Here is a 22,938-nt window from a genome sequence, read left to right as displayed (position 1 = left end):
CGAGCCCGCGTGCTCGGTGGGAGAGGGCACCCGGGGGCGCCGGGAGTGGAGTGAGACCCGCGAGGTTGGCCGACAGCCGGGACGACGCGTTGACCCGGGTGCTGCGGATGGTGGCGCCCGGGACGGCTCTGCGTGAAGGCCTCGAAAACATCCTTCGGGCCCGCACGGGGGCTCTCATCGTCGTCGGCGACACCCCCCAGGTGCTGGAGCTGGTGGATGGCGGCTTCCACGTCGACACCGAGCTCAACCCCTCGGCGCTGTACGAGCTGGCCAAGATGGACGGGGCCATCGTGCTCAGTTCGGATGCCGAGCGGATCCTGTACGCCAACGCCCAGCTCAATCCCGATCCCATGATCCCCACCTTCGAGACCGGGACCCGCCATCGGGCCGCGGAGCGCATGGCCAAGCAGACCGGCGAGCTGGTCATCTCCATCTCGCAGCGCCGCAACATGGTAACCCTGTACAAGGGTGACATCAAGTACGTCCTGCGCGATCTCAACGTCATCCTCTCCAAGGCCAATCAAGCCCTGTCGACGCTGGAGCGCTATCGCAGCGTGCTCGAGCAGTCCCTGGTCAACCTGTCGGCCCTCGAGTTCGAGGATCTGGCCACGCTCCTCGACGTCGCCACGGTGCTGCAGCGTGCCCAGATGGTGGAGCGCATCGCGGCGGAGATCCGCCGATACGTCGTCGAGCTGGGCACCGAGGGGCGTCTGGTGGAGATGCAGCTGGAGGAGCTGCTGAGCGAGATCGAGGACGAGGGGGTGCTGGTCTTCCGCGACTACTGGGTCGCCCAGGACGGTCGGCATCCCGACGACATCTGGGCCGAGCTGTGCCGCCGGACGGTCCAGGACGAGATCCCCGACGTCAACCTGATCCTCAAGGCCATGGGCCACGGTCAGGTGACCAGCCTGGAGACGGCCGTGGTCCCCCGAGGCTATCGCATCCTCCACAAGATCCCCCGGCTTCCCATGCCCGTCATCGAAAACCTTGTGAAGAAGTTTCAGCACCTTCCCAACATCCTGTCGGCCTCCATCGACCAGCTCGACGATGTCGAGGGCATCGGCGAGGTGCGGGCCAAGGCCATCAAGGAGGGGCTCCATCGCCTGCGGGAGCAGGTCCTGCTGGACCGGCACCTGTAGGGCGACATTCCGGGCCAGCTCGTGACGGCGCTAGAGAGAGCAAGACGGAGCCAGAAGGACGCAGGACGAGAGCGATTCGCCTAAGCGCGCGTGGCGATGCCTCAGATGCCTGCGCATCGTTTCGTTTGACAGTACGCCTGTCAGACTGTTACCATGGGGAGGGTGCGGCCTCTGCGAGGGACGGGAGGTAAGGGGTCTCCTTGATGCAGTTCAAAGTGGGCGACAAGGTCGTCTATCCCATGCACGGGGCCGGGATCATCGAGGCCATCGAGGAGCGAGAGGTGCTCGGCCAGCGCCAGCAGTACTACATCATGAAACTGCCCATGGGCGACATGCAGGTGATGATCCCGTTGCGCAGCGTCGAGGAGGTCGGCCTGCGCGAGGTGATCAGCCCGCAGGAGGTCAGCCGGGTCTTCGAGGTACTGCAAGGCGAGAAGACCAAGATGTCCCAAAACTGGAATCGCCGCTATCGGGCCAATCTCGAGAAGATCAAGAGCGGCGACATCTTCGAGGTGGCGGAGGTCGTCCGCAACCTCTCCATCCGCGACAAGGAGAAGGGCCTCTCGACCGGCGAGCGGCGGATGCTCGAGAGCGCCCGGCAGATCCTCATCTCCGAGCTGGTGCTGGCGCAGGGCCTCCCGGCCGACGAGGTGGAGCGCCGCATCGACGCGATCCTGGGTTGACGTAGCACGCGGGCAAGGACCAGTGGCGGGTGCACGGGGGTGACGGCACGGCATGCTGTCGGCCGTGCTGCGGTGGCTTCTCGCCGTCCTGGGAGGCGTAGCGGGCTTCCGGACCGGTGAGCTGTTGGCCTCGATGGAGTTGCTCTCGGCCCTGGCAGCCGGGTCGCTGGCGCAGCGCCTGGCCTTGCCGCTGGGGCTGGCCCTGTTGGGGGGGCTGGCGGGCGCCGGGCTCGCCCGGTGGGCGGAGGCGGGTCTGGTGGCCGTGACGGCCCGCCTGCACCGCATGCCGGCCGGCGACCTCCTGTGGGGCACCGTGGGCATGGTCGCGGCGTTGCTCATCGCCTTCCTGGTGACGCTGCCCATCCCGCGGGACCTGCCGGTGGTCGGCGACCTCATCCCGCTGCTGGTCACCGTGGCGGCGGCCTACGTGGGTGTGGTCGTGGGGGTGCGCAAGCGAGACGAGCTCGGGCATCTGCTGGGGCGCCGGCGCCGCCCGGTGGAGGGTGCCCCTGCGCCGGATGCCGACGGCGAGAGCGCCGAGGGCAGGGAGCAGGGCCAGGGACGGCCGGTCCTGCTGGACACCAGCGCCATCATCGACGGCCGCATCGGGGACGTCTGCCGCACGGGCTTCATGGAGGGCACTCTGGTGGTGCCCAGCTTCGTCATCGAGGAACTGCAGCGGATCGCCGACTCCCCCGATCCGCTCCGGCGCAATCGCGGCCGGCGCGGGCTCGACGTGCTGCAGCGGTTGCAAAAGGAGCGCGGCATCCATCTTCGGATCGTCGAGGCCAACGGCCGTGGCGACGTCGACCTCCGCCTCATCAAGCTGGCCCAGCGCATGGGCGCCCGCGTGGTGACCAGCGACTTCAACCTCAACAAGGTGGCCTCCCTGCACGGCGTGGGCGTGCTCAACGTCAACGAGCTGGCCAACGCGCTCAAGCCGGTGGTGCTGCCCGGCGAGGAGATGACGGTGCAGCTCATCCGTGACGGCAAGGAGCAGGGGCAGGGCGTGGGCTACCTGGACGACGGCACCATGATCGTGGTCGACGGCGGGCGGCGTTACATCGGCGAGACGGTGGACGTGACGGTGACCAGCGTGCTGCAGACCTCCGCGGGGCGCCTCATCTTCGCTCGCCCCAAGCACGACGGGCGGGCGTCGCATCCGTGATGCCGGCATGATGACGGGAGCCGTCGTGGTGGCGGCCGGACAGGGCCGCCGCATGGCGGAGCGGTGGCAGCACTCCCCCATGGCGGGCGTCCTGGGGGCTCCCGTGGCCAAGCAGTTCTTGCCGCTCGGCGGCAAGCCCGTGGTGGTCCACGCGCTGTCGGTCTTCGAGGCGTGCGACGCCGTCGACGCCGTGGTGCTGGTCGTGCCCGAGGCCGATGTCGCCTACGCACGCCGTGAGGTGGTCGACCGCTTCGCCTTGCACAAGGTGCGATGCGTCGTGGCCGGCGGCCGACGTCGCCAGGACTCGGTGCTGCGCGGCCTGTGGAGCCTGCGCGACGAGGGGGTCGACTGGGAGTACGTCGTCGTCCACGACGGCGTGCGTCCCCTGGTGACGGAGACCCTGGTCCTCAAGGTGCTCGACGAGGCCCGCCGCTCGGGCGCGGCCACCCTGGGGCTGCCGGTACGCGAGACGGTCAAGGTCATCGACCCGGACGGCAGGGTGAGTTTGACGCCCGAGCGCAGCCGGCTGTGGCTCATCCAGACGCCGCAGGCCTTTCGCTTCCGCCTGCTGCTCGAGGCCCACGAGCGGGCCGCCGCGCGTGACCTGGAGGGTCCCGACGACTGCACCCTGGTCGAGGCCATGGGCGAGCCGGTGAGGGTCGTGCTGGGGCACCCCGCCAACATCAAGGTGACGGAGCCGGAGGACCTCCTGGTGGCCGAGGCGCTGATGGGTTGGCGCCACGATGGCGGGATGGGTGTCGAGCGGCGCAATGGCAGTTGAGCCGCCAGGGATGCCCGGCGAGGTGCGGGTGGGCCTGGGCTTCGACATCCACCCCCTGGTCGAGGGACGCCCGCTGCGGCTGGGAGGCGTCGCCATCCCGTTCGAACGCGGCCTGGCTGGCCACAGCGACGGCGACGCGCTCTTGCACGCGCTGGCCGATGCGTTGCTGGGAGGGGCCTGCCTCGGCGACATCGGGACGCTCTTCCCCGACACGGCCCCAGAGCTGAAGGGCGCCGACAGCCGCCTCCTCCTGCGCGAGGCCTACGCCCGGGTGCGCGAGCGGGGCTTCCGGGTCACCTTCGTGGACGCCGTCATCATCGCGGAGGCGCCCCGCATCGGGCCGTACCGCGAGGCGATGGCGGCCCAGATCCGCCAGGCGCTCGCCGAGCCAGACCTGGCCATCTCCATCAAGGGCAAGCGGGCCGAGGGCCTGGGCGACATCGGGCAGGGGCGCGCCGTCGCCTGCCTGGTGACGGCCACCTTGCGGCGGGAGGGGTAGGGGCTTGACGAGGCGAGACGCGGCGTGGTATGCAACAGCACGGCAACATACGGTACGGGGTACGGGCGTCTCGTTGCGACGACTGCCACGAGCGCCGTCGATGCCAAGGCAGCATGGAGGGTAAGCGCATGGCGACCCTGATCGGCGAGCGTGATCGCCGCTACCTCGAGTCGGTCTTCGAGAAGATGGAGGGCAAGACCCGGCTCCTGATCTTCACCGAGAACCCCTCCAAGCTGGTGGTGCCGGGGGAGAGGCCCTGCACCTACTGCCAGCAGGCGGTCCAGCTGGTGCAGGAGATGGCCTCCACCACCGACAAGGTGGAGGTGGCCGTCTACGACCGCAAGCTGCACCTCGACACCCTGCGGGAGTACGGGATCGACCTGGTGCCGGCCATCGTGGTCACCGACGCGCAGGGCAGCCGGCGCAACGTGCGGTTCTTCGGCATCCCGGCAGGCTACGAGTTTGGGACGCTGGTGGAGGACGTGGTGGACACGGGCAACGGTCGCACCCGGCTGACGCCTGAGGTGCGAGAGCGAGTGCGGGCCATCGAGGTGCCGGTGCACCTCAAGGTTTTCGTCACGCCGACGTGTCCGTACTGCCCTCGGGCGGTGCGGCTGGCCCACCAGTTCGCGATGGAGAATCCCAACATCACGGCCGACATGATCGAGGCCACCGAGTTTCCCGAGCTGGCCAGCCGCTACGGGGTCTACGGGGTCCCCAAGACGGTCATCAACGAGACCGGCGAGATCGAGGGCGCCGTACCCGAGACCGTCTTGCTGGACCAAATCCTGGCCACCATCGGCCAGCGGGAGGCCAGCCAGCCGTAGGCATGCGCGCGCGACAGACCGGGGAGGGTATGGCAGCGGTGGTCGTCACCAAGGATCAGCGTCGCGTCGAGGATCTCGTCAACCGCATGAAGCGCATCGAGGGCCAGGCGCGCGGCGTGCAGCGCATGCTGGAGAGCCAGCGCGACTGCGAGGAGATCGTGTTGCAGCTGGCCGCCATGAGGGCGGCCCTCTCCAAGGTGGCCATGGCCCTGATGAGCGACCACTTCCGGGAGTGCGTCGCCAAGGAGAGCCCCGAGCGGGAGCAGGCCCTCGAGCGGGCGGCCCGGATGTTCTTGCGCTTCTCGTGACGCGGCCGTCGGCGACGGGCGACAGGAGTCCACGCGTCCCCGGTCGTACTCTTCGCGCACCATGAACCGGGCGACGCCGACGAGACGATGGGGCGTGGTGGGGGGAGGCCGCCCTGGCTGGTGGATCCTGGGGGCGGCCTTCCTCGCGTCGGCGGCGGGTGCCTTCCTGCAGGCCCGGCAGGCGAGCCTGCCCGCCACGTCGCCGACCTCCGCCGTCGTGGCCCAACGGCATCCCGGCGCCCGGGTGGGCCTCTGGGTGCAGGAGCGCACCATCCTCACCCCCGAGGGCGTCCAGGCGGCCGTCGCGATGGCGCGGCGCATCGGGGCCGACGCCCTGTTCGTGCAGGTGCTGGCCAGGGGCGAGGCGGCCTATCGGTCCAGCATCTGGCCCCCGGCCCGGCCCGCAGGCGCCAGCTCCTCCGACGGCGGCCCCGCCCGACCGGCGTCGGCCACCTTCGATCCGCTGGCGGCGGTGCTGCAGGAGGCCAGGCGCGAGCCGGCCCTGGAGGTCCACGCCTGGATCAACGCCTACACGTGGGGCGAACTGGGCCGGCGTCCCGATCAACCCGGGCATCCCCTCGCCCGCCACCCCGAGTGGGTGACCGTGGATGCCAGCGGTCGGTCCCTGTGGGAGTACGGGGTGGACGAGTCGCCCTACGTCAACGCCCTCTTCGTGGACCCCGGCGTCGAGGGGGTGCGGCAGACCGTCGTCGAGACGGTGCAGGAGCTGGTGCGCCGCTACGACCTCGACGGCATCCACCTCGACTACGTGCGCTACCCGTGGAGCGGTGCCGGCTACCATCCGCAGAGCCTGGCCACGTTTTGGGGCGGGCTGGCTCTGCAGGAGGTGCGGGGCCCTCAGGCCTCCCCCCTGGCGGCCGTCCCCGGCGGCTTGCGGAGCGTCGACTCGGGACGCCGGCCGTCCACGCCCGAGGAGCGGGCTGCATGGAACCTCTTCCGGGCTCGCCAGGTGACCCTCCTGGTCGAGCGCGTGGCCGCCGCGCTGCGCGCCGAGGCGCCGGACGTCGAGCTCACGGTCGCGGTCTTCCCCGAGGCGCGTCGGGCGTACGAGGAAGCCCTGCAGGAGTGGCCGGAGTGGCTCGCGCGCGGGCTCGTGTCGGGGCTGGTGCTGATGAGCTACACCCCCTCCGACGCCGTGGTGCGCGAGTGGGTCCAACGGGCGACCGCCCTGGCTCGGGGCACTCCCATCTACGCTGGCATCGGCGCCTATCTGCTGTCGGGCCGTCCGGATCAGCTGCGCCGCCAGAGCCTCGCGGCCCTCGAGGCCGGAGCGTCCGGCATCGTCTACTACTCGTTCGAGAGCCTCGAGGTGGAGCCCTCGCTCGTGGAGGCCCTCGCGCCGGCAGGCGCCAGCAGCCGGTAGAGGTTGGCCATCTCGATGGCAGCCATGGCCGCCTCCGCACCCCGGTTGCCCATCTTGGTGCCGGCGCGCTCGATGGCCTGCTCCAGGGTGTCGGCGGTCAGCACGCCGAACAGCACCGGGATGGGGCTCTCCATGGCCAGCGCCGCGATGGCACGAGCGGTCTGGCCCGAGACGTGCTCGAAGTGCGGCGTGGCCCCCCGGATCACGGCGCCCAGGCAGATGACCGCGTCGTAGCGGCCGCACTGGACCATGCGGCGGGCTGCGGGCCCCAGCTCCATGGCGCCCGGCACCCAGGCCACGTCGATCTCCTGCTCCGAGGCGCCGTGCCGCACCAGCGCATCCACCGCACCGGCCAGCAGGCGGCTCGTGATGAAGTCGTTGAAGCGCGACACCACCACGCCGAATCGAAGCCCGCTGGCGTCCAGGTTGCCCTGCAGCGTCGCCATCTCCCTCGTCCTCTCGCTCATCTCCGTCCGGTCGACTCACGGGCGGCGTCGGAGTGCAGACCTACACGGGAGGCGCCGTTGCCGGCATGGCCGTCGCTCGTCGAGGCGCCCAGCAGGGCCTCCGCGTCGAGGTGGAGGAGGTGCCCCAGCTTCTGCTGCTTGGTCCACAGGTAGTGGACGTTTTCGGGGTGGGGCTGCGTCTCCAGGGGGATGCGCTCGACGATGGCGATCCCATAGGCCTCCAGGTCGGCCATCTTCTTGGGGTTGTTGGTCATCAGCCGCACGCTGTCGACACCCAGCTCCATCAGGATCTGGGCGCTGGTGCCGAACTCGCGCATGTCGGGCGGGAAGCCCAGCGCCAGGTTGGCCTCGACGGTGTCCTTGCCGGCATCCTGGAGCTGATATGCCATCAGCTTGTTGAGCAACCCGATGCCGCGCCCCTCCTGGCGCAGGTAGACCAGCACCCCGCGACCCTCGCGGTCGATGGCACGCAGGGCCGCCGACAGCTGCTCCCCACAATCGCATCGCAGGGAGCCCAGCACGTCCCCGGTCAAGCACTCCGAGTGCACCCGCACCAGCACGCCGGACTGCCCCGCCACCTCGCCCTTCACCAGGGCCAGATGGCCGCTGCCGTCCACCAGGCTCTCGTACCCCACGACCCGGAAGAGCCCGTAGCGGGTCGGCAGCCGGGCCTCGGCGACACGGCGTACCAAGCGCTCGTGACGCAGCCGGTACCGGATCAGATCGGCGATGGTGACGATCTTGAGCCCGTGGCGTGCGGCGAAGGCCTGCAACTGCGGCAGGCGCGCCATGGTGCCGTCCTCGTTCATGATCTCGCAGATGACGCCCGCCGGGAAGAGGCCGGCGAGCCGCGCCAGGTCGACGGCGGCCTCCGTGTGGCCGGCTCGCTGCAGGACGCCACCGGGCTTGGCCCGCAGCGGGAAGATGTGGCCGGGACGGATGAAGTCCTGCGCCTTGCGGCTCGGATCGGCCAGGGCGCGGGCGGTCGCGGCCCGCTCGTGGGCGGAGGTGCCGGTGCGCACCCCCACCACGTCCACGGAGACGGTGAAAGCCGTCCGCATGCTCTGCTCCGAGGCACCGGGCATGAGGGGCAGCTGCAGCTCGTCCAGCCGCTCCCCCGTCATCGGCACGCAGACGATGCCCCGGCCGTGGCGGGTCATGAAGTTGATGACCTCGGGCGTCACCTTCTCGGCGGCTACCACCAGGTCGCCCTCGTTCTCCCGCTCCTCGTCGTCGACCACGATCAGCATGCGGCCGGCCCGGATCTCCTCCAGGGCCTCCTCGACGGTGGCGAAAGGCGAGGGGGGTGGGGTGCTCCGTCGGGCCTTCTCATCCTGCAACGCCTATCTGCCCCCTTGTGGCCAGGTGGCCGTGAAACCGTGTTGTTGCAACATCTCGGCGGTGATGGCCGGCGATGGGCGCGTCCCGGGCGCCCCTGAGGACCCCGTGGCGAGCTGCCGTGCCACGTAACGGGCCAGGACGTCGACCTCGACGTTGACGGGCGTGCCAGGCTGCACGAGGCCCAGATTGGTCGCCTGCAGCGTGTAGGGCACCAGCGCGACCCAGAAGCCCCGCGCCTCGAGACCGGCGACCGTCAGGCTGACCCCGTTGATGGCGACGGAACCCTTGAGCGCCACGAACGGCAGCAGATCGTTCGTGACGGTGAAACCTACCTCCTTGCCCTGCCCCGCTGGACGCACCCATGCCACCCGTCCCACGCCATCCACGTGGCCCAGGACGATGTGGCCGCCCAGGGGTTTGGAGGGGGTCAGCGCCCGTTCGAGGTTGACGAGGCGGCCGGGCCTCATCTCCTGGAGGGTGGTCAGGCGCAGGGTCTCGAGCGACAGCGAGAAGGCGAGCTGGCCCGCCTCGCTGGCCTCCACCGTCAGGCAGACGCCGTCGACCGCCACGCTGTCGCCGGGCCGGCACGCCTCCGGACCCCACGGCACCTGCACCCACAGGCGGCTGCCCCCGCCCGGCTGGGGCGCCACCCGGGTCACCTGCCCCACCGCCTCGACGATACCGGTAAACACCTCGGCTCCTGCGCCCCCTCCCCCCGGTCGTCAAGGCCTCTCCAGGCGTCGGACGGCCTCGTCGAAGAGCGCCTCGATGAGGAGATCGGGCGGCGAGCCCGAACCCCTCACCGCCCGGACGCTCCAGCGCGCGACGCGCCAGGCATCGGCGATGCGTGCCACACCCGCGCCCCCCACCGGCGTCGGAGCCGTGACGCCCCCCAGGATGACGGGCGCGACGAAGACCAGCAGGCGATCCGCCATGCCCGAGGCCACCAGCGAGCCGGCCAGGGTGCCGCCCCCCTCCACCAGGACGTCGAGCACGTCGCGCCGGCCCAGCTCGGCCATGAGCGTCCCCAGGTCGACGCGCCCGTCGGCGGTCTGGGGCAGCACCCTGACCTCGATGCCGCGCTCGCGCAAGCGCTCGAGACGCTGCGCGGGCGCGCGAGGGGTCGTCGCGACCAGGACCGGGGCCGTCGGCCCCGCGGACGTGACGAGCCGTGAGGCAAGAGGCGTCCGGGCCGTGCTGTCGACCACGACGCGCAGGGGTTGTCGGGCTCGAGCCCTGCCGCCGGGACGAGCGGTCAGCAGGGGGTCGTCGGCCAGCACGGTGCCGACGCCCACCATCACGGCATCGTGGCGGGCGCGCAACCGGTGCACCAGGGCACGGGAGGCCTCGCTCGAGATCCAGCGGGCATCGCCGGACGCCGTGGCGATCTTGCCGTCGAGGCTCATGGCCACCTTGACGGTCACGTAGGGCAGCCCCGTCGTGACGTGCTTCTCGTAGCCCGCGTTGAGCTGCCGCACCCGGCGTCGCAGCTCGCCCCGCGCCAGCACCACCTCCACCCCGGCGGCCGCCAGGCGGGCAAAGCCGCGGCCGTCGACCCGGGGGTTGGGGTCCAGGGTGCAGGCGACCACGCGCCGCACGCCGGCCTGGATGAGCGCGTCGGCGCAGGGAGGCGTGCGGCCCCAATGGGCGCAGGGCTCCAGCGTGACGTACAGCGTGGCGCCGCGCGCCGCCTCGCCGGCCTGGCGCAGGGCGACCACCTCGGCGTGCGGCTCGCCGGCGCGGCGATGATACCCTCGCCGACGATGCGCCCTCGCGCACCAGGACCGCGCCGACCGCCGGGTTGGGCTGGTGCGGCCGGCCGCCCGCCGTGCCAGCGCGATGGCACGGGCCAGGTAGCGGGCCTCCACCGGATCGGGCTCTCGGGCCGGCCAGGCCTGGGACGGCCCCAGGCCGACGGTCTCGAGGGACCCCGTGACGCCGACCAGTCTCGCTCCGACCTCCGTCGCACGCCGGCGCCTCGGGGCGGAGCAGGCGGGCAGGGCGGGCGCCACCTGCCGGCAGACCGGTCACGGCGCGACCGGCTGCGGCAGGCGATCCGACCGCTCGGGCCTTCTCCCATCCGGACTCTACCGTCGGCTCCGGACTCGCACCGGATCCACCGCGAGCTCGACGCCCGCGGGTCGTGGGCTGGGGGAGGGCGCTCGCCCCTCCCGTCACCACCGGTCGGGAATTGCGGCCCACCACGAGCACCCAGGCTCGCCCCCGGGCCGCTCACCCTGCCCCGAAGGCCATCCGTTGATGGGGCACCGGGCCCGCCAGGGACCCGGCGCCCGGTTGCTACCCCTACCATACACCGCGCCCCCTCCTCCCGCAACGCCACGGTGCCCGGTCGGAGGTGCAAGCAGGTGCGGCATCGTACTCCCCCGGGGCTCGGAGAGGAGGGTGGCACCATGCCACGGATCGCCCGGTACGGGGCGACGTGCCGATGGACGACCGGCCTCGCGGTCGTCCTGACCCTGGTCATGGGCTGGGGCGCCACGGCGGCTGCCTCCGCCGCCGGCTCCGCGGTGAGCCCGACGGCCGAGCCCGCCGTCCCCTACCTGCTGGAGATGGAGCGCGTCACACCGGAGGCGCCCGCCATCGCCACCGCTCGAGCCATGCTGGCCCGAGGGGCATGGCAGGATGCGGTGGATGCCCTCGCGCCGGTGATCCTGGCGGGCTCGAGCGCCCGAACCGACGACCGGGCGCACGGTTTGATGCTGGCGGCCGTGGCCTTGGCGGGCCTGGGGGATCGGGCCCGGGCCGCCGCGCTCCTCGACGAGGCGGCGGCGATGCGCCCTGCGTCGCTGGTGATCCGGCTCAACCGGGCCCGGCTCGACTGGGAGGCCGGACGGGATGCGCAGGCAGCGCAGGCGCTGGAGCGGATCGGGCCCGAGGTGGAGGCCCGTGGCGACGCGGAGCTGCGGGCGTGGGTGGGCGCCTTGTGGTACCGGCTGGGCGCGCAGGCCGCGGGGCGTGGCGACGTCGACGAGGCGCTCCGGCGGTGGGAGCGAGCCTGGCACGCCGACCCAGCCTCGGCCCTGTATCCGCTTCACTACGCGTCGCTGGCCAAGTCCGCGGGGCGTCTGCAGCAGGCCGCGGGGGCGTACGATGCGGCCATCGAGCACCTGGGCGCCGGCGCCGACGCGTCCGTGCTGGTCGAGGCCGGGCTTGTGCACCTGGCGCTGCGGCGATACGAGCAGGCCCTCTCCCTATTCGAGCGTGTCAGGGCGCAGCGTCCCCGGGATGCCGAGGCTCTCTACGGAGCGGGGGTGGCGCTGACCGGGCTGGGACGCCTGCAGGAGGCGGCCGCACGGCTACGGGAGGCCGTCGAGGCGCATCCCGGTCACTGGCGGGCCCGCTTGGCCCTCGGCACGGCACTCATGGCCACGGGAGCCACCGACGAGGCGGTGCGCCACTTCGAAGAGGCCGTGAGGCTGGCCCCTGCGGTGGCCGAGTCGAGGATCGCCCTCGGGCAGGCCTATCTGGAGGCCGGACGGCCCCGTGATGCCGAGGGCCAGCTGCAGGCCGGGCTGGCTCTCGGTGAGGCGCGTCCCGAGGTGCTCTACGCCATCGGCCAGGCGAGACTGATGGACGGCCGACCCCGGGATGCCGCGGCGAGCTTCGCAGCGGCGGCCTCCCTGGAGACGACGCCGGTCGGCAAGGCCCTCTCCCTCTACGCCCAGGCCCTGGCGACGGAGGCGGCGGGGGACGTGACCGCGGCCATCGGGTTGCTGAGGCAGGCGGTCAGCCTGGACAGCTCCCGCTTCGACGCCCATCTCCGCCTGGGCGAGCTGCTCCTGGCCTCGGGGGATGCAGAGGCGGCCATGGTGGCGCTCCGCAGGGCCGCGTCGCTCCGCCCCGACGACGCCCGGGTACAGCGCGCGCTCGAGTCGGCCCGGTCGGCCACGGCGGGCGGATGAGCGGAGCGGCGGCCGGCCCGCGGGGTCAGGCGCTGCGGCGCATCGAGACCGTCTCGGCCGAGACGGGGTGCGACCATGCCCGGCGCGACGCCCGGGCCCGGTCGAGGATGCTCAGGTCGAGGTAGGTCGAGGTGGGAGCCCCGCCTCCGCTGGGAGAGGCGACCCGGGCCTCCTGGTGACGGTGCGCGACGCGCAAGGGGTGGAGCCGATCCCATCGGCGCGCCACGGCCAGGATCAGGAGCACCGAACTGACCAGGAAAAGGATACGCATGGCCTCTTCGCGGCACCCTCCTGTTGCCGGCCGGGCTCGAGACACCCCGTACGGTGCCCGGGGCGTGCGGTGCGGCTCCGCGAACGTACCCATTTGTCGCCTGGGATCGAAATCCCTGCCGAGGTGGTCCTCGCTGTAGAACGTCGTCGACGGCAGGCGGGGGAGGCGGCCGGGGGCCCGGCCGATCGGGCCTCGGTTGCCTTGTGGCGGGCGTAGCCGGGCTGGTATGCTCAGAATCGCAGCGGAGTCAAGCAGAGGAGGCAACAGCGGTGGCCATCCAGGTGTACAACACGCTGACCCGGCGCACCGAGACGTTCACGCCGCGCGAGCCCGGCCGGGTGAGCATCTACGTCTGCGGGCTGACGCCCTACGACCACGCACACCTGGGTCACCTGCGGCCCGCGGTCGTCTGGCAGGCCATCCGCAACTACCTGGAGTACAAAGGCTTCCAGGTCACCCTGGTGCAGAACTTCACCGACATCGACGACAAGATCATCGACCGGGCACGCGCGCTGGGGGTCCCGGCCGAGACCGTCGCCCTCACGTACATCCGAGACTACCTGGAGGCCATGGATCGCCTGGGGCTCCGCTACGCCGACCACTACCCCCGCGTCACCCGCCACATCCCCGAGGTCGTGGAGATGGTGAGCCGGCTGGTGGAGCGGGGGCATGCCTACGAGGTCGAGGGCAGCGTCTACTTCGACACCACCACCTTCCCGAGCTACGGCAAGCTCTCGGGTCAGCGGCGCGAAGCCCTGGAGGCCGGCGCCCGCATCGAGCCCGACGAGCGCAAGCGGCACCCCGCGGACTTCGCCCTGTGGAAGGCCGCCAAGCCGGGGGAGCCGGCGTGGTCCAGCCCCTGGGGGCCGGGACGGCCCGGTTGGCACATCGAGTGCTCGGCCATGTCGCTCCACTACCTGGGCTTCGGCTTCGACCTGCACGGCGGAGGGGCGGACCTCATCTTCCCGCACCACGAAAACGAGGTGGCCCAGTCGGAGGCCTACGCCGGCCAGGAGGGCTTCGTGCGCTTCTGGCTGCACAACGGGCTCGTCAACGTCAAGGCCACCAAGATGTCCAAATCGCTGGGCAACTTCACCACGGCCCGCGAGATCCTCCGGCGCCACCCGCCGGGCCTGGTCAAGTACTACCTGCTCTCCACCCACTACCGCTCGCCCATCGAGTTCGCCGACACCAGTCTCGACGAGGCGCGCCCGGGCTGGGAGCGGCTGGAGGGGGCGCACCGGCGGCTGGCGGGGTTCGAGCGGCTCCTGGTGGGGCTGGGGCGCCAGCGTCCCGAGTGGTGGCTCGAGCACCAGGCACCGCCGGGCGGGTGGGACCAGGGACGAGACGAGGTGGAGCGGCGGGCCCTGGCTGCGGTGCGGGCGGTGCGAGAGGCCTTCGAGGCGGCCATGGACGACGACCTCAACACCCCCCGCGCGCTGGGCGCGCTCTTCGACCTGGTGCGGGAGGCCAATCCGCTAGCGGAGCGAGTGGGCAGTCCGGACGCCGTCGACCCGGCATCGCCGGCGCCGGCGCACCTGCTGCTGGGGGCCGCGTCGGCTCTGTTGCGGCAGCTGGGCGGTCAGGTGCTGGGCGTGGTGGATGTCGCCGCTGGCACGGCTGGCGCGGCTCCGGCCGCCGAGGGCAGGGAGCGGCTGGTGGAGAGCCTGATCTCCCTGGTGCTGGAGATACGCCAGCGGGCGCGGGCGGCACGCCGCTTCGACGAGGCCGACGAGGTGCGTGACCGGCTCGCCGCCATGGGCGTGGTGGTCGAGGATACCGCCGCTGGCCCCCGGTGGAAGCTGAGGCCGCCCGGCGAGGAACGCACGGCATGAGCGACGGGCGCCGCGACGGCGCGGGCGGGGCCGGCCCGGGATGGGAGGCGGCCGACGCACTGGCGCCGGCCGTGCTGGCCTACGTGGGGGACGCCGCCTTCGGCCTGCTGGTGAGGACGCTGGTGCTCGAGCGGTGCCTGGCCGACGGCGGGGGCGGCTGCCCGGGGCTGGCCGAGCTGCACCGGGAGGTCGCACCGCTGGTCTCCGCCGAGGGACAGGCCCGCCTCCTGCTGGCCCTGTGGCCCGCTCTCTTACCCCACGAGCAGGAGGTCGTGCGGCGCGCCCGCAACGCGAAGACGCGGCACCGACCGCGACGGGCGGGCTACCTCGCCTACCGACGCAGCACGGGCCTCGAGGCTCTGGTGGGATATCTCTACCTCAAGGGCCAGACCGATCGGCTGGTCCACCTGTTGGAATGGGGGCTGGCGCAGCACCCGCATGAGACGCCCGGAGCCGACGGCACGGTCTGAGCCCGCGGCCCCGGCGCCGCCGTCGCTGGTCTTTGGCCGACGCCCCGTCATCGAGCTGCTGCGGTCGGGGCGCCCCGTCGACCGGCTGTGGGTGGCGGAGGGGGCCGCAGGCCTGGCGCCCCTGCTGACCCTCGCGAGCAGCCAGGGCGTCCCGGTGCAGCGCGTCGCCAGGGAGGTGCTCAGCCGGCTGTGCGGGTCGGAGCGGCACCAGGGGGTGGCGGCCCGTGCGGCGGAGGTGCCGTTGCTCTCCTTGCACGAGCTTTTGGAGCAGGCCACCGGAGGCGAGCGCCCTGCGCCCGGTGACCGCACGTCGGCTCCGCTGCTCGTGGTGCTGGATCACCTCACCGACCCCCAAAACGTGGGCGCCCTGCTCCGGACGGCCGAGGCCGTGGGGGCCAGCGGCGTGGTGATGGCGGCCCGCCGCAGCGCGCCGGTCTCGGCCGCCGTGGTCAGGGCCTCGGCGGGTGCGGTGCATCACCTGCGGATCAGCCGGGTCTCCAGCGTGGCCGAGGCGCTGGAGCGCATCAAGGAGGCCGGCTTCTGGGTCGTGGGCGCGGAGGCGTCCGCCGAGCTCAGCCTGTGGGAGGCGGACCTGAGCGGTCCGCTGGCGGTCGTCGTGGGGGCGGAGGGGCGGGGCATGGCGCCGTTGGTGCGGCGGCGCTGCGACCTGCTGGTGCGCATCCCCATGTGGGGCAAGGTGAGCTCCCTCAACGCCTCGGTGGCCGGGGCGCTGGTGCTCTACGAGGTGCGCCGGCAGCAGACGACCCGTTGACATGCGTCCGATGCGTGCATACGGTCGGAAAGCTTTGCCCCACGGCCTTTTGTTGACGCTTTCTCGAAGGGTGCCATATAATTGGGCCGGCACCCTACCAGCGACCGGCGGGCGGTCCAGGGCGCCGCGCGGGGGACGGGCTGCTCTCACGGATGGCCTCGCCTGTGGGGCAGCACTTGGTGGGTCATGGGGGCGGTACGGTTGGGCGTCTTCGCGCACCGTGACTACTACGACGCGTATGCGTCCCTCAGCGACGAAGAGGTGGCGGAGTACGCCAAGGAAGGCGACACACTGGCGCTCGAGTACCTGATCAGCAAGTACCGCAACTTCGTGCGAGCCAAGGCTCGCTCCTACTTCCTGGTCGGGGCCGACCGCGAGGACATCATCCAGGAGGGCATGATCGGGCTCTACAAGGCCATCCGAGACTTCCGTGCGGACAAGCTGGCTTCGTTTAGGGCCTTTGCCGAGCTTTGCGTCACGCGCCAGATGATCACGGCCATCAAGACGGCCACCCGCCAGAAGCACATCCCCCTCAACTCCTACGTCTCGCTCAACAAGCCCATCTACGACGAGGAGTCGGACCGGACCCTGATGGACGTCATCACGTCGACCCGCATCTCCGACCCCGAGGAGCTGGTCATCTCCCGGGAGGAGTACAACGACATCGAGACCAAGATGGGCGAGTTCCTGAGCGACCTGGAGTGGAAAGTCCTCAACTCCTACCTGCAGGGCAAGTCCTACCAGGAGATTGCCGACGACCTCTCCCGCCATGTAAAATCGGTCGACAACGCCCTGCAACGGGTCAAGCGCAAGCTGGAGCGCTACCTGGAGCGGCGCGAGCAAGAGACCTATCCGTGAGGCCGGCGTAGCTCAACGGCAGAGCGCCCGCCTTGTAAGCGGGAGTGTGCCCGTTCGACTCGGGTCGCCGGCTCCACGTCACCCTTGGCGCAGCCAGCGCCGCCCCGACCCTCGGGAGCGACCATGCGAGCAGAACCTGCGCCAGTAGCTCAGCCGCCCTAATCAAAGGCCGGAGACGGCTGGGCCCACGAGGGTAGCGGGCGGAGGGGCTCTTTCTTTTTTTCGCTGGAAATGGGGGCGGCAAGCCTCCAGCAAAAGGAAAGCACCCCCGGGCGACGAAGACGATGGCCAGAACACGCGACCAGGGGGTGCTACAGCCGATGGGAGCCACGCCCTCCCACCGGCGGGTCCGACAGTTCGCCGCGTACATGGCCTCCACCTTCTGCCTCGGCCGGCACCTGCGCGGCCTGCGGGATCGGCGCCGGCGGGTGGAGGTGCCCGGCTTCGTCATCGGCTGCGTGCTTTTGGTGGGGTTAGCCCTGCGGGCCCGGTCGATGATGGAGCTGGAGCGCTGGGTGCGGGCCGGCGCCTTCCGCAAGCTGGTAGGACGCCACCGATTGCCGCTTCGGGACTGCCTTCGGGACTGGGCCATGGCCGCCGACGTGGCCTCGGCGTGGGCGATCAACGACGCCATCCTGGCCACGGCCCGCAAGAACAAGACCTTCCGGGGCGGCAGCGTGCATGGCTGGCATGTGGTGGCGCTGGATGGGACCGAGGTGCTGCGCACCCAGGCCCGCTGCTGTGCGGCTTGCCAGGTCTACCGGCATCGGGACGGGCGGGTGGAGTACGCCCACCGGGTCGTGGCGGCCCAGACGGTGCGCTGGCGGCATGGGGACGAGGGGGACTATCCGAGTCGGTGCAAGGGTCGGGACGTGCCGCCGGTGGTGTGGGGCATGGAGCCCCAGCGGCCGAAGGAAGGGGAGGTCGACGCTGCCCTGCGACTGCTTCGGCGCCTGCAGGGCACGCACGGGCATTTCTGCGACGTGGTCACGGTGGATGCCCTGTATGCGCAGGCTCCCTTCCTCGAGGCGGTGCGCGCCCTGGGACTGCACGTCGTGGTGCGCCTGAAGGACGAGCGCTACGCGGTCGTCCAGGACGCAGCGGGACTGCGCCGGGGCCGCCGCTACGGCGAAGCCTTCGTCACCCGCATCGGCTCCTTTCAGGTGGAGGTGCGGGCGTGGACAGCCCGGAGCTGACCAGCCGGGAGGGGCTCAAGCACCCTATCCGAGTCGTCTATGCCGAAGAGGAGCCGAGCTGGACGGAGCACCAGGGGACTGCCGTCTGGCACTGCAAAGCCCTTCGCATCCTGGAGGTGGCCACCACGCTGAGCCCGGCCGAGGCCAGCGGCCGGGTGGCGTGGGAGATCGCCCGATCCCGTTGGGGGGTAGAGATGAAGGCTTCCGGCAGCCGAAGCAGGAGTGGCACCTGGACCATGGCTTCCTCCACCACCCGACCGGCATGCAGGTGCTGTGGGCGTTGCTGGCCGCTGGCTACAACCTCTTTCAGCTCTTCCTGGCCCGCCGCATCCGCCGCCGCGGTCCGTGGGAGCAGACCGAGCGGGGCGTGGCCGAGCGGCTGCGGGCGGAGCTGCTGATCGGGGAGGGACCGCTGGGGCTGTATCTGGTCCCGGACACCAGCTGACCCTCCCGCCGGCGGGTGGGGGAAGCCGACCGGGCAAGCCGTATGTTGTGGAAGCCAGCCGGGTGGCCCCGGGGAGGGGGGGAGGTGCCCGGCTCGTTTTGTCCTTCTGACCCCCACCTCACCAATCAACTAACAACTTCTTACTGGTAAACACTGGCGCGATCTCTGACCATGCGAGACGGTTGCTTGACACGCTGCGCGGGGCGCTGGTACAATGACTGCCGGCCCTCCCGGAGGGCCACGTGCGTGGAGGGGTTCCCGAGCGGCCAAAGGGGGCAGACTGTAAATCTGCTGGCCTAGCGCCTACGTGGGTTCAAATCCTACCCCCTCCACCACTTGTCTTCTGCGGGTGACGACGCGGGGTGGAGCAGCCTGGTAGCTCGTCGGGCTCATAACCCGAAGGTTGCAGGTTCGAATCCTGCCCCCGCAACCAGTCTTGGGCCTGCCTCGAGCAGGTCCCGGGGCCCGCATAGCTCAGTCGGCAGAGCGCATCCATGGTAAGGATGAGGTCGCCAGTTCGATTCTGGCTGCGGGCTCCACTTCGTTGCCGGCGCTGCCGTCGAGCGGGTGCGGCAGCGTCGATTTTTCGAGGGCACTCGACGCCCCTGTGGAGGGGACGGCCACCGTGCGGGTAGGCATCACGCTGGAGTGCGACCAGTGCAAGAGTCGCAACTACCGAACCAGCAAGAACCGCAAGAACACCCCGGACCGGCTGGAGCTGCGCAAGTACTGCCCGAGGTGCCGGCGGCACACCACGCACAAGGAGAGCCGCTGAGCCAGGTCGGCGCCTCCCGTCGGCGATCCGGTCCGGACTCGGGCGAGGCGGTGGGTGTATGGCGTTGTCGCAGCAGAAGGTGAAGCGGGCTGCATCGTCGGAGCGGGCCGGGGTCGGTGGGCGCATCCGCCGCTTCGCCCGGGAGGTACGGGCCGAGGTCCGCAAGGTCGTCTGGCCGGGGCGCAAGGAGGTCATCCAGTACACCCTGGTCGTGCTGGCCACCGCCCTGATCGTGGCCATCCTGATGGGTGCGGTGGATCTGCTGGTCACCGAGGCGCTGGCCCTGGTGCTCGGGTGGGGCCGCTGAGAGGTGCGAGGGGCTTTGCCCATGGCGGAGCGAGAAGCGGGGCCCGGGGCGGGCGGTCTTGCGCCCGACGTCCAGTCCGTGGCGGAGGAAGTCGAGGGTGAGCGGATAACGCCGGCGCTGGATCTGACGCCGAGCCACCCCGACGCGCGCTGGTACGTCATCCATACCTATTCGGGCTACGAAAACAAGGTGAAGGCCAATCTCGAGCGACGGGTCAAGTCGATGGGGCTTGACGACAAGGTTTTCCGCGTGCTGGTGCCGACCGAGGAGGAGATCGACTTCCAGGGCGGCAAGAAGCGCATCATGAAGCGGAAGATCTTTCCCGGCTACGTCCTGGTCGAGATGGTGATGAGCGACGACAGCTGGTACGTCGTGCGCCACACGCCGGGCGTCACGGGCTTCGTCTCGCCGGGCAGCAAGCCGGTGCCCCTGGAGGAGCACGAGCTTCGGGCTATCATGAAGCAGATGGGCCTCGACAGCGAGAAGAAGCCGCGGGTGGCCTTCGACATTGGCGACCCGGTGCGGGTCATCTCGGGGCCCTTCGTCAACTTCACGGGCCGCATCGATGGCATCAACGTCGAGAAGGGCAAGCTCCGGGTCATCGTCTCGATGTTCGGGCGGGAGACGCCCGTGGAGCTTGACTTCGAGCAGGTCGAGAAGATCTAGCGGAGGTCATGGGCGCCCATGGCGAAGAAAGTGGTAGCGCAGGCCAAGTTGCAGATCCCCGCGGGCAAGGCGACGCCGGCACCCCCGGTGGGCACGGTGCTGGGCCCCCAGGGCGTCAACATCATGGAGTTTTGCAAGCAGTTCAACGCCCGGACGGCCAAGGACGCCGGGATGATCATCCCGGTAGTGGTGACCATCTACGAGGATCGCTCCTTCACCTTCGTCACCAAGACGCCGCCCACCGCCGGGCTGCTGCTCAAGGCGGCTGGCCTGGAGAAGGGCTCCGGCGTGCCCAACAAGCAGAAGGTGGGCAAGGTGACTCGCAGCCAGGTGGAGGAGATCGCCAGGGTCAAGATGCCGGATCTCAACACCGACGACCTGGCCGATGCCATCCGCATGGTCGAGGGCACGGCCCGCAGCATGGGCATCGTGGTCGAGCCCTAGGCGGGCTCGTGGCGGGAGGCGGGGCGCGCCGGGTTGCCGGCGCCGGCTCCGCCGCTAGCGGACCGCAAGGGGAGGAAGCCGAGCCGTGGCCAAGCATGGCAAGCGATACGTGGAGATCGCCAAGCTGGTCGACCGCACCCGGGAGTACACCCCCCGCGAGGCGATGGAGCTGGCCGTCCAGACGGCGCGGGCCAAGTTCGACGAGACGGTGGAGGTGGCCCTCAAGCTGGGGGTCGATCCCCGCCATGCCGACCAGCAGGTGCGGGGCACCGTCGTCCTGCCCGAGGGCACCGGCAAGGCCGTCCGGGTCGCGGTCTTCGCCAAGGGCGAGAAGGCCCGGGAGGCCGAGCAGGCCGGTGCCGACGTGGTGGGCGCCGAGGAGCTGGTGGCCGAGGTCCAAAACGGTCGCATCGACTTCGACGTCGCCATCGCGACCCCCGACATGATGGGCCTGGTCGGACGGCTGGGCCGCATCCTGGGCCCCCGGGGCCTGATGCCCAACCCCAAGGCCGGCACGGTCACCATGGAGGTGGCCAAAGCCGTGCGGGAGTTCAAGGCCGGCAAGGTCGAGTTCCGCACCTCGCGCGAGGCGGGCGTGCACGTGCCCATCGGCAAGGTCTCGTTCGGCCCCGAGCGGCTGCTCAACAACTTCCGGGCGCTGATGGACGCCGTCGTGCGGGCGCGCCCGGCGGCTGCCAAGGGGCAGTACCTGCGCAGGGTCGCCATCTCCACCACCATGGGACCCGGGATCAAGGTGAGCCCGCAGTCCGTGACGGAGTGGTTGGCCGGCGAGGGCTGACGTCCGGCGACAAGAGGGTGGCGCTGTCGCTTCCCCGTGACCGCGGGTGGCGCAGGATGCTCTCCTGCGCCTTAAACCTCGGGGCCCGCGCAGGGAAGGGAGACGGCGGGTTGCACGGTGTGCACGGGCGCGGCGGCGCGGGCCGCTGCGCCGGATGGCGTGGCAGCCTGTCGCCCCTTGCCAGAGGGGGGCGGCGGGTTGCCACGTCACGCGTCGGGGGACGAGTGAGACGCGACCGCATCGAGAGGGGGTGAGCGCGGGATGTCGTCGAGCGAGCCGCGTGCCGGGCACGCACGCAAGGCGGAGGTGATCGAGGCCATCGCCGAGCAGCTCGGGCGTTCGCAGGCCATCTTCCTGACGGACTTCCGGGGGTTGGACGTGGCCACCATGACCCGCCTGCGCAAACGGGTCCGGGAGAGCGAGGCCGGCTACCTGGTGGCCAAGAATACCCTCATCAAGCGTGCCCTGGCGCAGCGGGGCCTGGACGGGAGCCTCGATCCTCTCCTGGAGGGTCCGACGGGACTGTGCTTCGTCTACGGCGACCCTGTGGCGGTGGCGCGGGCCCTCAGCGAGATGGTGCGGGAGACCCGCCTGCTGACCATCAAGGGAGGCTGGCTGCAGGGTAGGGTGCTGGCCGCCTCGGATGTCGAGGCGCTGGCCCAGCTGCCGCCGCGTGAGGTGTTGGTGGCGCAGGTCCTGGGTACCATGCAGGCGCCCATCACGGGGCTGGTCACCGTGCTGTCGGGTACGGTGCGCAAGCTGGTGGTGGCCCTGGATCAGATCCGACAGAAGAGAGAGGCGCAACAGGCGGCGTGAGGCGCCGCGAAGGGAGCGTGGACGACGATGCCGTTGACCAAGGACGAGTTGATCGAGGCCATCGGCAACATGACCGTGCTGGAGCTGGCCGAGCTGGTCAAGGCCCTGGAGGAGAAATTCGGCGTGAGCGCGCAGGCCGCGGTGGCCGTGGCTCCCGCGGCGGTGGCGGGGGCTCCCGCCGGGGCGGCGCCGGCAGCCCAGGAGGAGAAGACGGAGTTCGACGTCATCCTCCAGTCCGCGGGCGACAAGAAGATCCAGGTCATCAAGGTGGTGCGCGAGATCACGGGCCTGGGCCTCAAGGAGGCCAAGGACCTGGTGGATGGCGCGCCCAAGCCGGTGGTCCAGGGGGTCGCGCGGGAGCGGGCCGAGGAGGTCAAGAACAAGCTGGCCGAGGCAGGCGCCACCGTCGAGATCAAGTAGGCCAGGTGCGGGGGTCGGTCCGGCACCGGGGCGGCCCCCGCTCCATCGGGCCCGAGGGACCGAGCGAATCTCGAGTCGCGCAAGGGGATTGACGGCGCCGGGCCGGGTATGCTAAACTGGCCCGGTGCGGGCAGCCTGTCTGCGCGTCATGATTACGGGACGAGGGAGTCTCGCCGGGCGCTATCCGGGACGTCGAGGCGGGTCCGGGTAGGCGCCGTGTCGTATTCAGCACGCTGGCCGCGGCCCCAAGTCGCGGCGCCCACGGAGCGTGAGTCATCCACGTCGTCTTGCCTGAACCGACCCTCGGATGGGTGCACCCGTCACGCCGGGGGCCTATCCGTCAC

General features: G+C 71.0%; 27 protein-coding genes, 4 tRNA genes and 1 riboswitch. Of the genes, 26 read left to right on the top strand and 5 right to left on the bottom strand.

What is annotated here, in order from left to right; all coding sequences use genetic code 11:
* The first annotated feature begins 107 nt into the window (after window positions 1-107).
* The 8 genes from disA (at window position 108) to VLY81_RS12280 (ending at window position 6,789) form a co-directional block, all read left to right on the top strand.
* A complete protein-coding gene (gene disA / locus VLY81_RS12315) occupies window positions 108-1,139 on the top strand; it encodes a DNA integrity scanning diadenylate cyclase DisA (RefSeq protein ID WP_405001382.1) in 1,032 nt (343 codons plus the stop codon).
* A 203-nt stretch (window positions 1,140-1,342) separates the two neighbouring features.
* The gene (locus VLY81_RS12310) at window positions 1,343-1,822 is read left to right on the top strand and encodes a CarD family transcriptional regulator (RefSeq protein ID WP_324670421.1); all 480 of its coding nucleotides are present in this window, start codon (window positions 1,343-1,345) and stop codon (window positions 1,820-1,822) included.
* 52 nt (window positions 1,823-1,874) lie between these two features.
* Complete coding sequence (locus tag VLY81_RS12305) at window positions 1,875-2,990, top strand: PIN/TRAM domain-containing protein (protein ID WP_324668492.1); 1,116 nt, start codon at window positions 1,875-1,877, stop codon at window positions 2,988-2,990.
* A 7-nt stretch (window positions 2,991-2,997) separates the two neighbouring features.
* Window positions 2,998-3,771 carry a 2-C-methyl-D-erythritol 4-phosphate cytidylyltransferase gene (gene ispD, locus VLY81_RS12300; RefSeq protein ID WP_324668491.1) on the top strand — a complete coding sequence of 258 codons (774 nt, stop codon included), beginning with the start codon at window positions 2,998-3,000 and terminating at the stop codon, window positions 3,769-3,771.
* Window positions 3,761-4,270, top strand: coding sequence for a 2-C-methyl-D-erythritol 2,4-cyclodiphosphate synthase (gene ispF, locus VLY81_RS12295; RefSeq protein WP_324668490.1), 510 nt, complete (start codon window positions 3,761-3,763; stop codon window positions 4,268-4,270). Before ispD ends, ispF begins: the two co-directional genes overlap by 11 nt.
* A gap of 128 nt (window positions 4,271-4,398) precedes the next feature.
* Complete coding sequence (gene pdo / locus VLY81_RS12290; protein WP_324668489.1) at window positions 4,399-5,097, top strand: protein disulfide oxidoreductase; 699 nt, start codon at window positions 4,399-4,401, stop codon at window positions 5,095-5,097.
* Between the two features lie 29 nt (window positions 5,098-5,126).
* A complete protein-coding gene (locus tag VLY81_RS12285) occupies window positions 5,127-5,405 on the top strand; it encodes a metal-sensitive transcriptional regulator (protein WP_324668488.1) in 279 nt (92 codons plus the stop codon).
* Window positions 5,406-5,466: 61 nt separating this feature from the next.
* Window positions 5,467-6,789: a glycoside hydrolase family 10-like protein gene (locus VLY81_RS12280; RefSeq protein ID WP_324668486.1), complete on the top strand. Its 1,323-nt coding sequence runs from the start codon at window positions 5,467-5,469 to the stop codon at window positions 6,787-6,789.
* Here the strand turns inward: VLY81_RS12280 and ribH are convergent.
* Genes ribH through ribD form a run of 4 tightly spaced genes read right to left on the bottom strand, consistent with a single transcriptional unit; the run spans window position 6,714 to window position 10,609 of the window.
* Window positions 6,714-7,235, bottom strand: coding sequence for a 6,7-dimethyl-8-ribityllumazine synthase (ribH, locus tag VLY81_RS12275; protein WP_405001381.1), 522 nt, complete (start codon window positions 7,233-7,235; stop codon window positions 6,714-6,716). The two genes, VLY81_RS12280 and ribH, sit on opposite strands and share 76 nt — an antisense overlap.
* A 17-nt stretch (window positions 7,236-7,252) precedes the next feature.
* Window positions 7,253-8,596, bottom strand: coding sequence for a bifunctional 3,4-dihydroxy-2-butanone-4-phosphate synthase/GTP cyclohydrolase II (locus tag VLY81_RS12270; protein WP_324668484.1), 1,344 nt, complete (start codon window positions 8,594-8,596; stop codon window positions 7,253-7,255).
* A gap of 3 nt (window positions 8,597-8,599) precedes the next feature.
* Entirely contained in the window at window positions 8,600-9,289 is a 690-nt protein-coding gene (locus tag VLY81_RS12265; RefSeq protein ID WP_324668483.1) for a riboflavin synthase, read from the bottom strand.
* Window positions 9,290-9,319: 30 nt separating this feature from the next.
* Window positions 9,320-10,609: a bifunctional diaminohydroxyphosphoribosylaminopyrimidine deaminase/5-amino-6-(5-phosphoribosylamino)uracil reductase RibD gene (ribD, locus tag VLY81_RS12260; RefSeq protein ID WP_324668482.1), complete on the bottom strand. Its 1,290-nt coding sequence runs from the start codon at window positions 10,607-10,609 to the stop codon at window positions 9,320-9,322.
* A gap of 52 nt (window positions 10,610-10,661) precedes the next feature.
* Window positions 10,662-10,812, bottom strand: a riboswitch (FMN riboswitch).
* A 196-nt stretch (window positions 10,813-11,008) separates the two neighbouring features.
* Between ribD and VLY81_RS12255 the strand changes: the two genes are divergently transcribed.
* Window positions 11,009-12,520, top strand: coding sequence for a tetratricopeptide repeat protein (locus VLY81_RS12255; RefSeq protein ID WP_324668481.1), 1,512 nt, complete (start codon window positions 11,009-11,011; stop codon window positions 12,518-12,520).
* A gap of 25 nt (window positions 12,521-12,545) precedes the next feature.
* Here the strand turns inward: VLY81_RS12255 and VLY81_RS12250 are convergent, their stop codons facing one another.
* A complete protein-coding gene (locus VLY81_RS12250) occupies window positions 12,546-12,791 on the bottom strand; it encodes a hypothetical protein (RefSeq protein WP_324668480.1) in 246 nt (81 codons plus the stop codon).
* A 269-nt stretch (window positions 12,792-13,060) separates the two neighbouring features.
* Here VLY81_RS12250 and cysS point away from each other — a divergent pair, with 269 nt between their 5' ends.
* The 17 genes from cysS (at window position 13,061) to rplL (ending at window position 22,594) form a co-directional block, all read left to right on the top strand.
* Entirely contained in the window at window positions 13,061-14,626 is a 1,566-nt protein-coding gene (gene cysS, locus VLY81_RS12245; RefSeq protein WP_324668479.1) for a cysteine--tRNA ligase, read from the top strand.
* On the top strand, window positions 14,623-15,096 hold the full coding sequence (locus tag VLY81_RS12240) for a ribonuclease III domain-containing protein (protein ID WP_324668478.1): 474 nt from the start codon (window positions 14,623-14,625) through the stop codon (window positions 15,094-15,096). The genes cysS and VLY81_RS12240 overlap by 4 nt, the downstream gene beginning before the upstream one ends.
* Entirely contained in the window at window positions 15,065-15,868 is an 804-nt protein-coding gene (gene rlmB / locus VLY81_RS12235; protein ID WP_324668477.1) for a 23S rRNA (guanosine(2251)-2'-O)-methyltransferase RlmB, read from the top strand. The genes VLY81_RS12240 and rlmB overlap by 32 nt, the downstream gene beginning before the upstream one ends.
* A 186-nt stretch (window positions 15,869-16,054) precedes the next feature.
* Complete coding sequence (gene sigH, locus VLY81_RS12230) at window positions 16,055-16,726, top strand: RNA polymerase sporulation sigma factor SigH (RefSeq protein ID WP_324668476.1); 672 nt, start codon at window positions 16,055-16,057, stop codon at window positions 16,724-16,726.
* Window position 16,727: 1 nt separating this feature from the next.
* Window positions 16,728-16,802, top strand: a tRNA-Thr gene (locus tag VLY81_RS12225).
* 208 nt (window positions 16,803-17,010) lie between these two features.
* The gene (locus tag VLY81_RS12220) at window positions 17,011-17,922 is read left to right on the top strand and encodes a hypothetical protein (protein ID WP_324668475.1); all 912 of its coding nucleotides are present in this window, start codon (window positions 17,011-17,013) and stop codon (window positions 17,920-17,922) included.
* A gap of 181 nt (window positions 17,923-18,103) precedes the next feature.
* Window positions 18,104-18,367 (top strand): cyclin family protein, encoded by a 264-nt coding sequence (locus VLY81_RS12215; RefSeq protein ID WP_324668474.1) that lies wholly within the window; start codon window positions 18,104-18,106, stop codon window positions 18,365-18,367.
* Window positions 18,368-18,615: 248 nt separating this feature from the next.
* Window positions 18,616-18,702: transfer RNA gene (locus tag VLY81_RS12210), tRNA-Tyr, on the top strand.
* A gap of 21 nt (window positions 18,703-18,723) precedes the next feature.
* Window positions 18,724-18,800: transfer RNA gene (locus VLY81_RS12205), tRNA-Met, on the top strand.
* A gap of 30 nt (window positions 18,801-18,830) precedes the next feature.
* A tRNA-Thr gene (locus VLY81_RS12200) sits at window positions 18,831-18,906 on the top strand.
* A gap of 68 nt (window positions 18,907-18,974) precedes the next feature.
* A complete protein-coding gene (gene rpmG, locus VLY81_RS12195; RefSeq protein WP_405001263.1) occupies window positions 18,975-19,142 on the top strand; it encodes a 50S ribosomal protein L33 in 168 nt (55 codons plus the stop codon).
* Window positions 19,143-19,200: 58 nt separating this feature from the next.
* Complete coding sequence (gene secE, locus VLY81_RS12190; RefSeq protein ID WP_324668472.1) at window positions 19,201-19,449, top strand: preprotein translocase subunit SecE; 249 nt, start codon at window positions 19,201-19,203, stop codon at window positions 19,447-19,449.
* 21 nt (window positions 19,450-19,470) lie between these two features.
* A complete protein-coding gene (nusG, locus tag VLY81_RS12185; RefSeq protein WP_324668471.1) occupies window positions 19,471-20,115 on the top strand; it encodes a transcription termination/antitermination protein NusG in 645 nt (214 codons plus the stop codon).
* Window positions 20,116-20,133: 18 nt separating this feature from the next.
* Entirely contained in the window at window positions 20,134-20,559 is a 426-nt protein-coding gene (rplK, locus tag VLY81_RS12180) for a 50S ribosomal protein L11 (protein ID WP_324668470.1), read from the top strand.
* Window positions 20,560-20,644: 85 nt separating this feature from the next.
* Window positions 20,645-21,358, top strand: coding sequence for a 50S ribosomal protein L1 (rplA, locus tag VLY81_RS12175; protein ID WP_324668469.1), 714 nt, complete (start codon window positions 20,645-20,647; stop codon window positions 21,356-21,358).
* Between the two features lie 261 nt (window positions 21,359-21,619).
* The gene (gene rplJ / locus VLY81_RS12170; RefSeq protein ID WP_324668468.1) at window positions 21,620-22,174 is read left to right on the top strand and encodes a 50S ribosomal protein L10; all 555 of its coding nucleotides are present in this window, start codon (window positions 21,620-21,622) and stop codon (window positions 22,172-22,174) included.
* A gap of 27 nt (window positions 22,175-22,201) precedes the next feature.
* Window positions 22,202-22,594, top strand: a complete 393-nt coding sequence (gene rplL / locus VLY81_RS12165) for a 50S ribosomal protein L7/L12 (protein ID WP_324668467.1) — start codon at window positions 22,202-22,204, stop codon at window positions 22,592-22,594.
* Window positions 22,595-22,938: the final 344 nt, after the last annotated feature.

This window comes from Limnochorda sp. LNt, assembly GCF_035593265.1.
Classification (GTDB): domain Bacteria; phylum Bacillota; class Limnochordia; order Limnochordales; family Geochordaceae; genus Geochorda; species Geochorda subterranea.
Note: the sequence above shows the minus strand (reverse complement) of the source record. Positions and strands in the feature narration are given on the sequence as shown.

Bases quoted from the DNA above. Each gene is read 5' to 3' on its own strand.
- secE (WP_324668472.1), top strand. From the start codon at position 19,201: ATGGCGTTGTCGCAGCAGAAGGTGAAGCGGGCTGCATCGTCGGAGCGG.
- disA (WP_405001382.1), top strand. From the start codon at position 108: ATGGTGGCGCCCGGGACGGCTCTGCGTGAAGGCCTCGAAAACATCCTT.
- VLY81_RS12220 (WP_324668475.1), top strand. From the start codon at position 17,011: ATGGCCAGAACACGCGACCAGGGGGTGCTACAGCCGATGGGAGCCACG.
- VLY81_RS12310 (WP_324670421.1), top strand. From the start codon at position 1,343: ATGCAGTTCAAAGTGGGCGACAAGGTCGTCTATCCCATGCACGGGGCC.
- ispF (WP_324668490.1), top strand. From the start codon at position 3,761: ATGGCAGTTGAGCCGCCAGGGATGCCCGGCGAGGTGCGGGTGGGCCTG.
- nusG (WP_324668471.1), top strand. From the start codon at position 19,471: ATGGCGGAGCGAGAAGCGGGGCCCGGGGCGGGCGGTCTTGCGCCCGAC.
- VLY81_RS12250 (WP_324668480.1), bottom strand. From the start codon at position 12,791: ATGCGTATCCTTTTCCTGGTCAGTTCGGTGCTCCTGATCCTGGCCGTG.
- rplK (WP_324668470.1), top strand. From the start codon at position 20,134: ATGGCGAAGAAAGTGGTAGCGCAGGCCAAGTTGCAGATCCCCGCGGGC.
- VLY81_RS12285 (WP_324668488.1), top strand. From the start codon at position 5,127: ATGGCAGCGGTGGTCGTCACCAAGGATCAGCGTCGCGTCGAGGATCTC.
- VLY81_RS12280 (WP_324668486.1), top strand. From the start codon at position 5,467: ATGAACCGGGCGACGCCGACGAGACGATGGGGCGTGGTGGGGGGAGGC.
- VLY81_RS12255 (WP_324668481.1), top strand. From the start codon at position 11,009: ATGCCACGGATCGCCCGGTACGGGGCGACGTGCCGATGGACGACCGGC.
- ispD (WP_324668491.1), top strand. From the start codon at position 2,998: ATGATGACGGGAGCCGTCGTGGTGGCGGCCGGACAGGGCCGCCGCATG.
- rlmB (WP_324668477.1), top strand. From the start codon at position 15,065: ATGAGACGCCCGGAGCCGACGGCACGGTCTGAGCCCGCGGCCCCGGCG.
- rplL (WP_324668467.1), top strand. From the start codon at position 22,202: ATGCCGTTGACCAAGGACGAGTTGATCGAGGCCATCGGCAACATGACC.
- ribH (WP_405001381.1), bottom strand. From the start codon at position 7,235: ATGGCGACGCTGCAGGGCAACCTGGACGCCAGCGGGCTTCGATTCGGC.
- VLY81_RS12240 (WP_324668478.1), top strand. From the start codon at position 14,623: ATGAGCGACGGGCGCCGCGACGGCGCGGGCGGGGCCGGCCCGGGATGG.
- pdo (WP_324668489.1), top strand. From the start codon at position 4,399: ATGGCGACCCTGATCGGCGAGCGTGATCGCCGCTACCTCGAGTCGGTC.
- rplJ (WP_324668468.1), top strand. From the start codon at position 21,620: ATGTCGTCGAGCGAGCCGCGTGCCGGGCACGCACGCAAGGCGGAGGTG.
- VLY81_RS12305 (WP_324668492.1), top strand. From the start codon at position 1,875: ATGCTGTCGGCCGTGCTGCGGTGGCTTCTCGCCGTCCTGGGAGGCGTA.
- sigH (WP_324668476.1), top strand. From the start codon at position 16,055: ATGGGGGCGGTACGGTTGGGCGTCTTCGCGCACCGTGACTACTACGAC.